The following is a 14,357-nucleotide window of genomic DNA, read 5'->3' as shown; positions in this document are numbered from 1 at the left end:
AGACGCTAAAGGGCCTCACGCCCTACGAGTTCATATGCAAACGGTGGACTTTGGAGCCGGATCGATTCATCATCGATCCAATCCATCAAATGCCGGGACTAAACAGCTAGCGTCATCATTTGAAGAAAAATGGTGGGCGATGACGAGCCGCCATTTAACCGCGTTTGCAGGCCTTACAGGACTTTTGAGACACTAGAAAAAGTTGAGCGAAAACAATCGCCGGCAATTCTCTGTGTCTCACCATTTCGGGTGGCTGTCATCGTCTTGGCTGGGTCGGTGGGCCGTGCAAGACAAGCCTGATCTCCCTTCGAAGACAGATTTTGCGACGGCCTGGAAAGCGCTGACCCTTGTGCGCGGTTTGTCTGGCGATGCAAAGACTGTGGCCGGGGTAATCCTCTCCCATTTCAACGCCAAAACCGGTCAGTGCGATCCCGGTACGGAACGCCTGATGGCGAAGGCGGGCGTGAGTAAAAGGACAGTCGTCAACGCCACTAACGAGCTTGATAGGCGTGGTTTGGTTGTAAAGGTACGCCATGGCGGGAACGGTTTTCGGTCGCGCTACCAGCCCAATTGGACCGCCCTCAGACAGATCGTTGACGACTTCGAGAGTGATGAGCCAACCCGTGAGGTAATGCAAGAACGTGCACTTAGTAAGTGCACCAACGTGCACTTAGACGGTGCAAAACCGTGCACCCTAACTCATATAAGGAACTCACCTAAGGAACTCACTGATAGCGACGGTGCTATCGGAGACGTCCGCCCCCATCAGCCCAAAAACACGTCGGCGTCAGTGACTGCCGAGAGGGTGAATGGGCTTGTGAGAGGGAGCTTGCGGCGCTCCCCTTCCTTCTATCGAGCACCACCAACGGTTGCGACCGCCACGGCTGACGCATCGCAAAGACTTGCGGCACAAATCGACAGTCTTGGCGAAACGATGCGAGCCATGCTGACGGCGGCCGTTGATGAGGCGATGCGCCAGGCGGCCGTTGTCGAAGAGCAGAAGCGGCAAGGTGCCGGTCTGCCCTACCTGATCGATAGAGTTCAATCCGTTGCGTCTTGGCGTCCACGAAACGGCTCGGTGGTTCACGATGCTTGATCGCTGCTGCGTTGATGGATCGTCAGGCCACCTGAAAATGTCCTCAGTCAGGACATTTTCGCGACGGGATCGCCGCCGGGGGGGTGGGTTGAAAGTCAGAGGGCCGCCCAATTGTAGACCGGTGCCATCCATTTGTGTGTAACGAACTGTAATTGAAGGCAAAAAGCCACCATGAATGACAATAAGCAAACCTTGAAACGCGAATTTGACTTGATCCGAGCAGAGATCGATGCCGGGTTGAACCGGTTGGAAAAATCTGGCGGGTGCATCCAGGACGCCGCCGCCGATCTGACGAAAATGGGCATCGCTTTGGCTCTTGCCAGCATCGGACCCATGGAAACTCTGCGGGGGCTGTTCGCACACGGCCAGATGCTTCGCGAGGCCTATCCTCAGGAAGCTGCTGAAGCGGACAGCTTGAACGTGCTCGCGGGACTGTCTGTGGAAGGCACCGCCTAACCATCTTGCAGGCGAATCACAAGTCGGATAATTGTTGCTTGTTCGTATCGCCGCTGGGATGAGGTCCCTTTGTGCGACAGAACCTTTCCGAACGGCAGGCCGAGGGCCAAGCGCGTCGGGCAAAGCAACTGGATTCAACCCCAATGTTGCGGTGCTCACGCGTGTAAAGCTGGCGCCGCTCGAAAAGGTCTCAAAATGAAAATGTCCTCTTCTCAAAAACTAAATCTACGCCAACATGCGCCGAAGATCGCAAAGGCAGTCGGCGTCGTTGATCTCTCTGCGTACGAGCCGCACACCCGTTCTTGGGACGATCTTTGCAAAGATCATCGCGCACTACGCGCTGAAGCCCGGACGCTTTCCAAGGCGATTACCGTCGATAACGAAGAACGCGCGCAGGAAATCGAGGATGCATTCGATGCTATCGCCGCGACGATGGATGCCGTCGAATATGAACAAGATCAGCGCACGGCTTCCGGTAACAAAGCGGCTCGGTCTAACGGCGGTCCACACCACCGTCCTCACATTGATGACGTCGGAAGCGACGATGACGATCGTTGGTGGGAGCGCGACGGCGGCGACGAGGCGGAAACTCGCTCATCCATCCTAACGTCCGATCGTCGCATGTCGTCCTGGGCGTCTGCTCGGAGCGGCGGGGAGGAGCGGGAACTTCCGAAGCTTGGGAATTATCTTCGGTCGATGATAACGGGGCCTCGAAACGAGGTTGAGCGCCGAGCACTTTCGGAAGGCTCCGACTCTGCGGGCGGGTTCACGGTTCCTACCGAGCTTTCGGCGTACCTTATTGATCGACTTCGTCGCTCTTCCATCGTGAATCAGGCCGGTGCAGTCACCGTACCCCTCGACAGCAAAGACAATATCATTGCCAAGCTGCTGACTGATCCTACGCCGGCATGGCGGGCGGAAAATGGGCCGGTGGCTGTCTCGGACATGACGTTTGGCGCTGTGTCCTTCAAACCGAAGTCGCTCGCTGTCCTCGTGAAGGTAAGCCGAGAGCTGCTGGAAGACAGCCTCAACATTAACACGGCGCTTCCAAACGTTCTCGCGGCCTCTCTTGCGACGGAACTCGATCGTGTCGCGATCTTCGGTTCCGGTGAAGGAAATGAGCCTCGGGGTGTGGTCAACTTCGAAGCGCTGACCGAAACCGATCTTACCGGACTGACAAATGCGGATGGTGCGATCGAGCTGGCGGATTACAAGCCGTTCCTGCGCGCTCGGACGGCGCTGCGAGGTGTCAATTCCGATGTTACCGCCTTCATGATGAGCGTTCGCGAGGATGGGGCGCTTTCGGAACTGACGGACGCAAATGGACAGCCGCTACAGCCGCCAAAGGCCATCGCCACCACTCCGATGCTCTCTAGCACTGCAATTCCTGGCGTCGGCGCAGGTGAGGGGATGATTGTTGCGGGCGAGTGGAAGCGGCTGATGATTGGAATTCGCTCAGAAATCCGCGTCGAGATCATCCGCGAAAGTTTCGCCGAGAACCTGCAGTACGGCTTCCTTTGCCATCTCCGCGCTGACGTTGCCGCGGATCATGAGCAGGCATTTACCGTCGTTCGTAAGGTTGTGCCGGCAGCGGCTGGTTGATCGGAGAAACGGCTTGGCTGCCGAGAACTAAGCTGTTTCTCGGCAGACTGGGACAAGGCGTGAGTGTCCCGCTTCATGGCGAAAAACCGCGTCCGCCCGCCGATCGCGTTCCTTCGGATCGGCGGGCACTATTTCCCTCTTTTTTAGGATGCGACGATGGCGGTAACGCTCGACGAATTACGCGCAACCATGCGCATGGAACTAAACCCTTTCATAAAGGATCTGCAGAAGGTCAATGGCGTGACCGCGCAGACGGCCCGCCGGGTCGAAGCTACGTGGAATCAGACAAACCGGCGGCTCGACAATATCGGCCGCAACATGGCCCTAAGCCTGACGACGCCGCTACTTGGGATCGGGGCCGCGCTGTCCGTTGATTCCGTCGCACACTATGCAGACGCCTGGACGGCTGCAAAAAACAGTCTCGCTGTTGCCGGCGTCGTCGGGGAAAATCAGGTCGATGTTCTGAACCGGCTCTATGAGTCGGCGCAGGCTAACGCCACTCCCCTCGGCGCGATGGCCGACCTGTTCGGCAAGGCCGCGCAAGCAAGTGATAATCTCGGGGCCAGCCAAAGCGACCTTCTGAAGTTCTCCGATGGCGTTGGTGTTGCCCTGCGGGTTGCCGGCTCTTCGGCCTCTCAGGCATCCGGAGCGCTAACCCAACTCGGCCAGTTGTTGGGGTCGGCACGGGTTCAAGCCGAAGAATTCAATTCCGTCAACGACGGTGCGCGGCCGATCTTGATCGCCGTCGCAAACGGACTGGACGCGGCCGGCGGCTCGGTTTCGAAGCTGAAGGAGCTTGTGAACGACGGAAAGGTTTCCGGCCAGCAATTCTTTCAAGCCTTCCTCAAGGGGCTTCCGACCATCCAAAGCATGGCGGGCAACGCGACCCAGACGATCGAACAGGGCGTTACGAAGATTTCCAATGCCTTCACTAAATATATCGGCCAGTCCGACGAGAGCCTTGGCGCAAGCCAGCGCCTGGTTGCCGGCTTAAATGCCCTGGCCGACAACTTCGACGAAACGGCCGATGTCGTTTTGAAGGTTGCGGCCGTCATAGCAGGGGCGCTTGTCGGCCGGTCTATCGCCGGCATGATCGCAAACCTTGGATTGGCGACGGCGGCCGTGTTTCGCTTCATCGCCGCCCTTCGCGCCGCCGCGACCATATCGGGATTGTCGCTGGCGATGGGCGGGTTGACCGCTGCGGCCGGGCCGATCGGCGCTGTCATTGGTGTTACGGCTGTCGGCGCTCTTGCGCTTTTTGCGTCGTCATCTGACGAGGCCGGCGAGGGTGCCTCCCGTTTCGAGGAACGATTGAAGCGGATGGGCGATGCGGCGGAAACCTCTGCCGATCGCGTCGAACATGCCGGCAGGCGTGTTGATGAGGCATTGAAGAGCAAAACGTCCGACAAGGTCGACAACACCGGACAGCAACTTAGTGACGCCCGCGAAGCAGCGGTCAACTTGCTGACGGCGTTCGCCCAGGTGCAGGCGATGAGCTTGATCACGCCGGAGCAATATAGCGAGCTGGAGAAATTGAGGGACGGCGTAAAGAGCGGGGAGATCGCGGCCGAGGACGCTCGCCAATCGCTCTACCGCATGGCGAACGCGGACTATAACTTCAAGGAAGTGGCGGATTCGATCGGTCCTGTCCTGGAAACACTTGCGAAGATCAGTGCCGAGGCCAAGCAGGCTCGTAATGAACTTGCTGTCATGAGCGGCTCGGCACTCTCCGATGATCAGATTGCCGGTTACAAGCAGTATGCGAAATCCCGGCAGCAGGGCGAGGAAATGCTTCGCCTCGGCAAGGCGTATGCGGATGAGGCGCAGCGGCATAACGGCCTTAGCAAAGAGCAACTGGCGACCGAAAAGGAAATCGCCGCGATCCGGAAAGACCTGCTCGAAAAAGGCGGGGTCCTGACCGAAGCGCAGATCAAGGCGCTCGCCGCGTCCAACGTGGCGGCCGATGAAGGTCGCAGTAAATCGGGGCGCTCCGGTTCCAAGGCTGTCAAGCAGACCGCCGATAGCCGGTTTGATGCGGATATCCAAGCCGTGCGCGACCGGACTGCGGCGCTGATCGAAGAGCAGCAAATTGTCAGCCTCGGTTACCGCGAGCAGGAAAAACGCCGCATGGCGCTCGACCTAGAGCAGGCGGCGCTTGCCGATCTGCGCGAGGAAGCGCGCCGCAAGGGGCAAACGGATCTCGAAAACATCCAGCTTTCCGGCGAACAGCGGGCAAAGATCGATGAGGCTTCGGATGCTTATGCCCGGCAGGCCGATATCCTTCGGGAGGTCTCAGAGGCGCAGGAACGGGCGGACGATGCGGCCCGGGAGTTTTACGACGCCTTCAAGAGCAATGCGATCGACGCGATCACACAGTCAAAGAGCCTTGGCGAGGCGCTTTCCAGCCTTGCCAAGCAGCTCGGATCGATGCTGCTCAATCGCGGGTTCGATATGCTCTTCAAGCCATCGGCCGGCGGTTCGGGCGGCGGGTTGCTCGGCGGCGTCTTCGACGTGATCGGCGGGCTTTTCCGCGCCGATGGCGGCCCGGTGGTCAAGGGCAAGCCGTATATCGTCGGCGAGCGGCGGCCGGAACTTTTCGTCCCGGATCAAAATGGCAGGATCGTCCCTCAGGTGCCTTCCATGCCGAAGCTACCTGATGTGTCGCAGATGCGCGCCGCTTCCGGAGGGATGTCGGTTTCGGTTCCGATCTCGATCGATGCGACAGGGGCGGATGCGGCCGGCCTGGCGCGGGTAGAAAGGCAAGTTGCTGCGCTTCGGGCTGAGCTGCCGTCGCAGGTGGTTGGAATCGTGAAAAACGCACAGAAAAGGCGGCAGATATGAGGGGATCCAATCAGCGGTCGGATCGGGCAAAGGAATGGAACGGCTGGTACAAGCTCAGCCGTTGGCGGCAGTTGCGGGCTGACCAGCTCCGAGCTGAGCCTTTTTGTCGAATGTGTCGGCATCAGGGCCGGCGCATGATCGCCACCGTATGCGATCATGTCGAGCCGCATAAGGGTAATGAGGTGAAGTTTTGGAACGGCCCGTTCCAGTCACTTTGCAAATCGCACCATGACGCGACGAAGCAGGCAGAAGAGCATCGCGGGTTTTCAACGGCGACCGGGTTGGACGGCTGGCCAATCGATCCTCGCCATCCTGCGAACCGCTGAGTGGCGGTTCCTGAAACCGGAGCACTTTCCCGCTGCTCAATCGTCGCAAAGGTCGGGGCGAATGGAACGCAGCGGTTTGCCACGGAGAATCATGGCGCTCTCTTCAGCGGACAATAAGCCATCTTTGGATAGCTTCGCTTTTCGGGCGTCGTATATCGCTACGTCGTCCTCGTCCTCGTCCTCATCAAAGCTATTATTCATTGCCTGCTACCGCCTTCATCAAACTTGGCCTGCTGGAGTTGAGCGTCCCATGCGCGAAGTAGAAACGCATAATTTCCGCGATAACTTCGCCGCGCGATGAAGCGTTGTGAATATCCTTAAGCCAATCCACCTCGGCGACCAATTCTTTTTGTAGAGGTATACTCACGTGCAAAAGGCCCGCTGCTTTCTGCCGCGCTCTTGTCGCAGCTACTGATTCACGGATTTCAGCGCGGCGATCGTTCTTCATCGGTCACCTACTTATTCTTCTGATGGCAACTCGTGGTTCTGTTGCTGTTGGCCAACTCTTCTGATTTTCTCGAAAAATGACATGACACTTTTGAGAGACGGGAATTCCTTCAGGTCTCTTAGCGGAGGGGAAATCGCGGCGATCGGTTTTCTAAACTCTGGGATGTCTAGGGCTTCGATGGTCTCCACCAGCCGCTTTTGAAGAGCGGCTAATTCCTCTGGAGTGGCCTGGAGTATTAGAGGCTCCCACATTGCTATCCGCCACCGCAACAGGTCGATCTCGTTTCGAAGATCATCCACCGATAGATATTCGTCATCTCCGGTAGGTCTTCCTAGGGTCGCTTCCAGCCGTGCAATCATTTCGGCTGAAAGGCTTCGTCGATTGGCAGAAGCGACCTCTTCAAGCCTAGCCTTCAGCGTAGCTGGAACCATTAGTTTAAATTGGACACGATCATCTTCGCTCATGGCGTACCGATGGACGAAAGATGTCCTTGACGCAAGTGGACATAAAATGTACCTACGACGGACATTAAATGTCCGTGAGGCCGCTATGTCTGATATGCGTCAATTTAAGATCAACATCCCTGATGAAGTGAAGAAGTGGCTTGCTGAGGAGGCGAGCAGAAATCTTCGGTCACAAACCGCTGAAATCGTGCTGGCTCTTAAGGAAAAAATGGGCCGGCAAGCTGAAACGAAAAAAGCCGACGCTCTGGCCTAGGAACCAGCGTCGGCTTTTCTAACCCTAGGAAAGGTCATTCAATGCAATCCGTACTTACAACGAAACAAGCCGAGAGTGCAAGTGCTCCCGGCGCGCTGAGCCGTCGCGCGCTCATTGCCGGTGCTGGAGCTGTTGCCGCATTACAGTCGAGCGCATCATTAGAGTCGCCTGAACTGACGCTGGAGGATCGCTACAGCTTCTACTTTGTCGGGTTCATGGAAGTTCTTGCCGAAAGATACCCAAGCCTTGGGCCACTTCCGACGTTCAATGTGGTCGCGGATAGCGACGACGTCGTGGTCTGTATCATGCTGGGCAGGCCGATGGTGCGAGGCGGTGTGGCATGATCCGGAGTGAGCGCGAGTTTTACGATCTCGTTGAAAATTATAAGGCGGCTAACGCCTTCTACGACGCGAATTGGGAGATGGCGGCGACGGATGAGGCGTCCGGTGTCCACGCTTTGCGAGCGATAACGGGGGAGTTACTGCAATTCCCTTGCGTAACGCCTGAGATGCTACTTCGGAAGGTGAAATTCATTCTCTCCGAGAAAAGTCTCATTGAGTGGTTAGGGCAGGAAGATGACCTAGTCCACAAGCTCCTTACTTCCTTCTTGAGCCTGAAGGGAGGGTTGGTATGACGTCTTGCATATTAACTCCCACTGTCATTGCTCGCGATCATGCCGGCGAAATCTGGGGGCAGGCCGATGGCTTCTAGCCTACGCGAGATTTCAATTCCCCGGTTCGCCCTTCGTCGCGATGAAGCGGCGGCCTCGCTGGCAATTTCTCCCTCTCTTTTCGATAACTGGGTGGGGGAGGGTAAGATGCCCAGGGGGCGCAAGATCGGCGGCATCATCTTGTGGGATGCCGAGCGCATCCGCTCCGCCTGGTTGGCGCTGATCGATTCTGATGAGCCCAAAAAGGAAGACGGACCGAACCCGTTTGATGGCCGGGTAGTCTGATGAAAACCGAAATCCAGTATCTTGTGCACGATCCCGACAGGCGCGGGAACGATCGCTACTACGCGCGCCTGAAGATTGGCGGCCGTTTCGTGAAAAAGCGTATTCGCCAGCGCTTCAAGGATGATGCCGGCAACATCACCGAAGATTTCATGGTCGCCTACTGGGCGGCCCTGGCCGAGCTGCGGGGCGGAGAGCCGGCACGGGAGAGCAAGGCTGTACCGCGCGAAGACACCTTTGATTGGCTCTTCGCCCAATATTTCCGATCGGCCACCTTCCTCAAGCTCGACAAACAGACGCAGAAGGACAAGCGGAGCGTTCTCGACCGCTTCGCGGAGGCGGCCGGGGAACTGCCATATAAGAAGTATCGCCGCGAGGACATGGAACGTAGCCAGCAAGCCCGCCGGGACACGCCCGGCGCGGCCGACAAGCTAGTGAAAGTGCTGCGGGCGCTATTCAATTGGGCAATGGCGCAGAAGCCGGCTCTGGCGACTTTCAACCCCGCTGTAGGGGTTGAGCCGATCAATAAAAAGAAGGGCGGCTTTCACACATGGACGCCGGCCGAGATCGATATCTTTCGGGCGTATTGGGCGGTGGGTACGAAGCCGCGCCTTGCGATGGAGGTTATGATTACGATCGGCGCGCGGCGTTCCGACGCGGCGCAGATCGGGCCGCGCAATGAGTTCGTGAAGGACGGCGAGCGCTGGTTGCGTTTCACAGCTCACAAAGGCCGGAACCGCTTTCCCGTGGAAATCGAAGGCCGGCTTACGCCCGAACTGATCGAGGCGCTGGAAAAGACGGAAAGCGGACAGGGGGCTTATGTCACCAGTGCGCGCGGGACGCCCTACACGATCGAAAGCTTTGGCAATAGCTTCTCCCGCTGGTGCGGTGAAGCTGACTTGCCCCATTGCTCTTCTCATGGCCTCCGAAAGGCGGCGGCTGTGGCCTATGCGGAAAGCGGTGCGACGGCCCGGAGCTGTGCGCGGTGTTCGGATGGTCCAACCTGAGGACAGCACAAATCTACATCGAGCAGGCGGAAAAACGGCGGATGCGAAGCAATGCTTTCAATCGCCGCGCTGCATACGAGAAACTTAAAGGTGTCTCAGTTTTGGTCGCTGAAAGCGACAGTGAGACAGAAACGGAAAAAAGCGATGGAAAATCAGAGTGATTTTTTGGGAGTGGTGGGCGATGACGGACTCGAACCGCCGACATCCTCGGTGTAAACGAGGCGCTCTACCAACTGAGCTAATCGCCCGTTCGCGATTGCGGAGCAACAAGGCCCGCCGCGTCGGTGGCCGTGATCTATGCGGATCGCGGAAAAACCGCAAGGGCTTTCATGATGTTTTTTTGAAAATTTTGGGGAAGAGCCGACTGGACAGGGGCGCATATGAGGCAGGAGAGGGCAAAGCGACGGGACGTCATCCTTTTGTCTTGAAACGCGCTTGACACCCGATCGCGAACCTCTTAGTTAGCCGCTCAACCGAGCGATTGAGGTCGCCCGGCTCCGAGGTTTCGGCCTCAAGAGAAATGCGCGGGTGTAGCTCAGTTGGTTAGAGTGCCGGCCTGTCACGCCGGAGGTCGCGGGTTCGAGCCCCGTCACTCGCGCCATTCTCTTATTCGAACTCTCCGCCGATTGCGCGTCTTGCGCATAAGGCGGCTGCCGCTGGTCGGCATTATGCGCGGGTGTAGCTCAGTCGGTTAGAGTGCCGGCCTGTCACGCCGGAGGTCGCGGGTTCGAGCCCCGTCACTCGCGCCATTCGCCACCCAGAAGAACATGCTTCCCGATACGATCCGGCCGCCACCGGTCCCTCATGGTCACGGTCTGAGGTTGTCGCTATGATACAGCCGCTGATAATCGTTTGAACTGCTCCATTTTGGCGCAGGATGCGACATTCAAAAAGCTTGCGCCGGGGCTTCGGCTGCGCTAACCACGGCTTGTTGCAATGCACGTTCGCTTTGCCTGTGCATTGATATTCAGGCGTCGTCTCCCGACGCTTCAGGCAAGCTGGGATCGAATACAATGAGTGAACTCCTCACTTCCTATATCCCGATCGCGATTTTCATCGGCATTTCCCTGGTGATCGGCATCGCGCTTCTGGTTGCGCCGTTCGCCGTCGCCTACAAGGCGCCCGATTCGGAAAAGCTTTCGGCTTACGAATGCGGCTTCAATGCCTTCGACGACGCGCGCATGAAGTTCGACATTCGCTTCTACCTGGTCTCGATCCTCTTCATCATCTTCGACCTCGAAGTGGCCTTCCTTTTCCCGTGGGCGGTATCGTTCGGTGCGATTGGCTGGTTCGGCTTCTGGTCGATGATGGTATTCCTCGCCGTTCTGACGATCGGCTTCATATATGAATGGAAGAAAGGAGCGCTGGAATGGGAGTAGTCGACAACGGCAGCACTCTCGTCGCGCCGCAACCCAAGGGCATTATCGATCCGAATACCGGCAAGCCCATCGGCAGTGACGATGCGTTCTTCGGCGAGATCAACAATGAGCTCGCCGACAAGGGTTTTCTCGTCACCTCCACGGACGAGCTGATCACCTGGGCCCGCACGGGCTCGTTGATGTGGATGACATTCGGCCTCGCCTGCTGTGCGGTCGAGATGATGCAGCTTTCGATGCCGCGTTATGACGTCGAGCGCTTCGGTTTTGCGCCGCGCGCCTCGCCGCGCCAGTCGGACGTGATGATCGTCGCCGGCACGCTGACCAACAAGATGGCGCCCGCGCTCCGCAAGGTCTACGACCAGATGCCAGAGCCGCGTTACGTCATTTCGATGGGCTCCTGCGCCAATGGCGGCGGTTATTACCACTATTCCTACTCGGTGGTGCGTGGCTGTGATCGCGTCGTGCCGATCGACATCTATGTTCCGGGCTGTCCCCCCACGGCGGAGGCGCTGCTCTACGGCGTGCTTCTGCTGCAGAAGAAGATCCGGCGGACCGGCACGATCGAGCGCTGAGGGCCAGAGGCTAAGGGTAATTGGACAAGATCATGAGTGAAGCCCTGAACGAGCTTTCGACCTATATTCGCGAAGCGCGTGCGTCCCTCGTGGCGGACGCGCAGATCGCCTATGGCGAACTGACGCTGACGGCGACCGCGGAAAACCTGCTGCCGCTGCTGACCTTCCTGCGCGACGACGTGCAATGCGGGTTCATCAGCTTCATCGACATCTGCGGAGTGGACTATCCGGCACGCGAAAAGCGTTTCGACGTCGTCTACCACCTTCTGTCGCCGCGCCAGAATCAGCGTATCCGCGTCAAGGTCGCGACCGCCGAGGACGAGCCGGTTCCGTCTGCCTGCCCGGTCTATCCCGGCGCCGACTGGTTCGAGCGCGAAGCCTGGGACCTCTATGGCATCCTGTTCACCGGCCACCCGGACCTGCGCCGTATCCTGACGGACTACGGTTTCGAAGGTCATCCGCTGCGCAAGGACTTCCCGACCACCGGTTTCGTCGAGGTTCGTTACGACGACAACGCCAAGCGCGTCGTCTACGAACCCGTCGAGCTGCGCCAGGAATTCCGCAATTTCGATTTCTTGAGCCCCTGGGAAGGCACCGACTACGTGCTGCCCGGCGACGAAAAGGCGAAAGCTTAGGGATCGGCGCAGCCGCGCCGCCCGTCCGCACTTCTTTCCCGCTCGGTGCGATTGTCCGCCCGGCATGGAGCAAGCAGAATGACTGAACATAACGTCCGCAATTTCAATATCAATTTCGGACCGCAGCATCCGGCGGCGCATGGCGTGTTGCGGCTCGTGCTGGAGTTGGACGGCGAAATCGTCGAGCGCGTCGATCCGCATATCGGCCTGCTTCACCGCGGCACCGAAAAGCTAATCGAGACCAAGACCTATCTGCAGGCGATCCCTTATTTCGATCGCCTCGACTACGTCGCGCCGATGAACCAGGAGCATGCCTTCGCGCTCGCCGTCGAAAAGCTCTTGGATATCCAGATCCCGATCCGCGGCCAGCTGATCCGCGTGCTCTATTCGGAAATCGGCCGCATCCTCTCGCATCTTCTCAACGTCACCACGCAGGCGATGGACGTCGGCGCGCTGACGCCGCCGCTCTGGGGTTTCGAAGAGCGCGAGAAGCTGATGGTGTTCTATGAGCGCGCCTCGGGCTCGCGCATGCATGCGGCCTATTTCCGTCCGGGCGGCGTCCATCAGGACCTGCCGCCGGAACTGGTCGAGGATATCGGCAAGTGGTGCGATGAATTCCCGGCAAAGCTCGACGACATCGACGAATTGCTCACCGGCAACCGCATCTTCAAGCAGCGCAACGTCGATATCGGCGTCGTCAAGCTCGAAGACGCCTGGGCCTGGGGCTTTTCCGGCGTCATGGTTCGCGGTTCGGGCGCTGCCTGGGACCTGCGCCGCGCGCAGCCCTACGAGTGCTATTCGGAGATGGAGTTCGACATCCCGATCGGCAAGAACGGCGACTGCTACGATCGTTACCTGATCCGCATGATCGAGATGCGCGAGTCGGTGAAGATCATGAAGCAGTGCGTCAACCGTCTGCTCGGCGATGCCAGGACCGGCCCATTCTCGTCTACGGACGGCAAGGTGGTGCCGCCGAAGCGCGGCGAGATGAAGCGGTCAATGGAAGCGCTGATCCATCACTTCAAGCTCTATACGGAAGGGTATCACGTGCCGGCCGGCGAGGTTTATGCAGCCGTCGAAGCCCCGAAGGGCGAGTTCGGCGTCTTCCTGGTCGCCGACGGCACCAACAAGCCCTATCGCTGCAAGATCCGTGCGCCGGGTTATGCCCATCTCCAGGCGATGGATTTCATCTGTCGGGGTCACCAGCTGGCCGACGTCTCGGCGGTGCTCGGCTCGATCGACATCGTCTTCGGCGAGGTGGACCGCTGATGCTGCGCGCCGTCGTTTTCGCTGCCGTTATCTTTGCCGCCCCGGTTGCGTTCGCGCAGCAGGCGCAGACGGATGGCGCGATTTCGACGCAAGCCGGCGGATCGAAATCGATGCGCGATCTCCTGTCCGAAGGATATGAGATCAAGACCTCCGTTCCCAGTGGAACAAAGTTCATAGTGTTCATGCAGAAAGACAAGTCTGCCTATGCCTGCGAGTTCGTGTCGCTCACGAAATCGCGGTGTGGATCCATAAACTGATAAGGCGTGGAAAAGAATGTCCGTTCGTCGATTAGCCGAAGACCAGGTGCAGCCGGCAATATTCGCCTTCAATGACGAAAATGCCGTCTGGGCCGAGGCAACGATCAGGAAATATCCGGCAGGCCGGCAGCAATCGGCTGTCATCCCGCTCCTGATGCGTGCTCAGGAACAGGATGGCTGGGTGACCCGTGCGGCGATCGAATTCGTCGCAAACAAGCTCGATATGCCCTATATCCGCGTCCTCGAAGTCGCGACTTTCTACACCCAGTTCCAGCTGAAGCCGGTCGGCACCCGCGCCCATATCCAGGTCTGCGGCACCACGCCCTGCATGCTGCGCGGCGCGGAAGACCTGATGAAGGTCTGTCAGCACAAGATCCATCACGATCCGTTCGCGCTGAACGCCGACGGCACGCTGTCGTGGGAAGAGGTCGAGTGTCAGGGCGCATGCGTCAACGCGCCGATGGTCATCATCTTCAAGGATGCCTATGAGGACCTGACGCCGCAGCGTCTCGAGGAGATCATCGACGCTTTCGAGGCAGGCAAGGGCCATGAGATCAAGCCCGGCCCGCAGATCGACCGCATCTTCTCGGCGCCCGAGGGCGGCCCGCAGACGTTGAACGACGAGATCAAGCCGGTTCGCACTAACCTCGACCCGCATCCGAGCGCCGAAGAGGCCGCGGCGGCTGCAAGCGTTCCTCCGGCCGACGCCGGTCGTCCCAAGGACACGGCGGCGGAGACGGACCCGAAGTTGAAGACCCCTGCCACCGCCCCGGCGGCTGCCGCAGCGAATGCCAAGGCCG

Annotated in this window: 17 protein-coding genes, 3 tRNA genes and 1 pseudogene; 18 read left to right on the top strand and 3 right to left on the bottom strand. The window is 58.8% G+C overall.

What is annotated here, in order from left to right; translation table 11 throughout:
* From MOV63_RS29690 to MOV63_RS29665, 6 genes and pseudogenes are all read left to right on the top strand, one after another.
* Positions 1-110, top strand: a pseudogene (locus tag MOV63_RS29690) (IS481 family transposase); the annotation flags it as partial.
* A 173-nt stretch (positions 111-283) separates the two neighbouring features.
* Positions 284-1,096, top strand: a complete 813-nt coding sequence (locus tag MOV63_RS29685) for a helix-turn-helix domain-containing protein (RefSeq protein WP_247039218.1) — start codon at positions 284-286, stop codon at positions 1,094-1,096.
* Positions 1,097-1,267: 171 nt separating this feature from the next.
* On the top strand, positions 1,268-1,552 hold the full coding sequence (locus MOV63_RS29680; RefSeq protein WP_247039217.1) for a hypothetical protein: 285 nt from the start codon (positions 1,268-1,270) through the stop codon (positions 1,550-1,552).
* 195 nt (positions 1,553-1,747) lie between these two features.
* Positions 1,748-3,154 carry a phage major capsid protein gene (locus tag MOV63_RS29675; protein ID WP_247039216.1) on the top strand — a complete coding sequence of 469 codons (1,407 nt, stop codon included), beginning with the start codon at positions 1,748-1,750 and terminating at the stop codon, positions 3,152-3,154.
* A gap of 156 nt (positions 3,155-3,310) precedes the next feature.
* Positions 3,311-5,995, top strand: coding sequence for a tape measure protein (locus MOV63_RS29670; protein ID WP_247039215.1), 2,685 nt, complete (start codon positions 3,311-3,313; stop codon positions 5,993-5,995).
* A 134-nt stretch (positions 5,996-6,129) separates the two neighbouring features.
* Positions 6,130-6,321 carry a hypothetical protein gene (locus tag MOV63_RS29665; RefSeq protein WP_247039214.1) on the top strand — a complete coding sequence of 64 codons (192 nt, stop codon included), beginning with the start codon at positions 6,130-6,132 and terminating at the stop codon, positions 6,319-6,321.
* A gap of 193 nt (positions 6,322-6,514) precedes the next feature.
* On the opposite strand, the gene MOV63_RS29660 is transcribed toward MOV63_RS29665, so the two are convergent.
* The gene (locus MOV63_RS29660) at positions 6,515-6,769 is read right to left on the bottom strand and encodes a hypothetical protein (protein ID WP_247039213.1); all 255 of its coding nucleotides are present in this window, start codon (positions 6,767-6,769) and stop codon (positions 6,515-6,517) included.
* A gap of 11 nt (positions 6,770-6,780) precedes the next feature.
* Positions 6,781-7,233 carry an Arc family DNA-binding protein gene (locus tag MOV63_RS29655; RefSeq protein WP_247039212.1) on the bottom strand — a complete coding sequence of 151 codons (453 nt, stop codon included), beginning with the start codon at positions 7,231-7,233 and terminating at the stop codon, positions 6,781-6,783.
* A gap of 85 nt (positions 7,234-7,318) precedes the next feature.
* Here MOV63_RS29655 and MOV63_RS29650 point away from each other — a divergent pair, with 85 nt between their 5' ends.
* The 4 genes from MOV63_RS29650 to MOV63_RS29635 all read left to right on the top strand — a co-directional run bounded on the left by MOV63_RS29650 (position 7,319) and on the right by MOV63_RS29635 (position 9,445).
* Positions 7,319-7,486 carry an Arc family DNA-binding protein gene (locus MOV63_RS29650; protein ID WP_247039211.1) on the top strand — a complete coding sequence of 56 codons (168 nt, stop codon included), beginning with the start codon at positions 7,319-7,321 and terminating at the stop codon, positions 7,484-7,486.
* A gap of 41 nt (positions 7,487-7,527) precedes the next feature.
* Positions 7,528-7,830, top strand: coding sequence for a hypothetical protein (locus MOV63_RS29645; RefSeq protein ID WP_247039210.1), 303 nt, complete (start codon positions 7,528-7,530; stop codon positions 7,828-7,830).
* A 356-nt stretch (positions 7,831-8,186) separates the two neighbouring features.
* Complete coding sequence (locus MOV63_RS29640) at positions 8,187-8,441, top strand: AlpA family transcriptional regulator (protein WP_247039209.1); 255 nt, start codon at positions 8,187-8,189, stop codon at positions 8,439-8,441.
* Entirely contained in the window at positions 8,441-9,445 is a 1,005-nt protein-coding gene (locus tag MOV63_RS29635) for a tyrosine-type recombinase/integrase (protein WP_247039208.1), read from the top strand. The genes MOV63_RS29640 and MOV63_RS29635 overlap by 1 nt, the downstream gene beginning before the upstream one ends.
* 172 nt (positions 9,446-9,617) lie before the next feature.
* On the opposite strand, the gene MOV63_RS29630 is transcribed toward MOV63_RS29635, so the two are convergent.
* Positions 9,618-9,693, bottom strand: a tRNA-Val gene (locus tag MOV63_RS29630).
* A 276-nt stretch (positions 9,694-9,969) separates the two neighbouring features.
* Here MOV63_RS29630 and MOV63_RS29625 point away from each other — a divergent pair.
* The 8 genes from MOV63_RS29625 to nuoE form a co-directional block, all read left to right on the top strand.
* A tRNA-Asp gene (locus MOV63_RS29625) sits at positions 9,970-10,046 on the top strand.
* Positions 10,047-10,117: 71 nt separating this feature from the next.
* Positions 10,118-10,194, top strand: a tRNA-Asp gene (locus tag MOV63_RS29620).
* A gap of 264 nt (positions 10,195-10,458) precedes the next feature.
* Positions 10,459-10,824 carry an NADH-quinone oxidoreductase subunit A gene (locus MOV63_RS29615; protein WP_037080537.1) on the top strand — a complete coding sequence of 122 codons (366 nt, stop codon included), beginning with the start codon at positions 10,459-10,461 and terminating at the stop codon, positions 10,822-10,824.
* A complete protein-coding gene (locus tag MOV63_RS29610; protein ID WP_007754646.1) occupies positions 10,815-11,396 on the top strand; it encodes an NADH-quinone oxidoreductase subunit B family protein in 582 nt (193 codons plus the stop codon). The genes MOV63_RS29615 and MOV63_RS29610 overlap by 10 nt, the downstream gene beginning before the upstream one ends.
* 32 nt (positions 11,397-11,428) lie before the next feature.
* Positions 11,429-12,031, top strand: coding sequence for an NADH-quinone oxidoreductase subunit C (locus MOV63_RS29605; RefSeq protein WP_247039206.1), 603 nt, complete (start codon positions 11,429-11,431; stop codon positions 12,029-12,031).
* Positions 12,032-12,109: 78 nt separating this feature from the next.
* Positions 12,110-13,300: an NADH-quinone oxidoreductase subunit D gene (locus MOV63_RS29600; protein ID WP_247039205.1), complete on the top strand. Its 1,191-nt coding sequence runs from the start codon at positions 12,110-12,112 to the stop codon at positions 13,298-13,300.
* Positions 13,300-13,557 (top strand): hypothetical protein, encoded by a 258-nt coding sequence (locus tag MOV63_RS29595; protein ID WP_247039203.1) that lies wholly within the window; start codon positions 13,300-13,302, stop codon positions 13,555-13,557. The genes MOV63_RS29600 and MOV63_RS29595 overlap by 1 nt, the downstream gene beginning before the upstream one ends.
* 16 nt (positions 13,558-13,573) lie before the next feature.
* The coding region (gene nuoE, locus MOV63_RS29590; RefSeq protein WP_247039201.1) for an NADH-quinone oxidoreductase subunit NuoE at positions 13,574-14,357 on the top strand (784 nt) is incomplete at its 3' end.

It is taken from the genome of Neorhizobium sp. SHOUNA12A, assembly GCF_023006505.1.
Classification (GTDB): domain Bacteria; phylum Pseudomonadota; class Alphaproteobacteria; order Rhizobiales; family Rhizobiaceae; genus Neorhizobium.
This window is presented reverse-complemented; position numbering and strand designations above follow the sequence as displayed.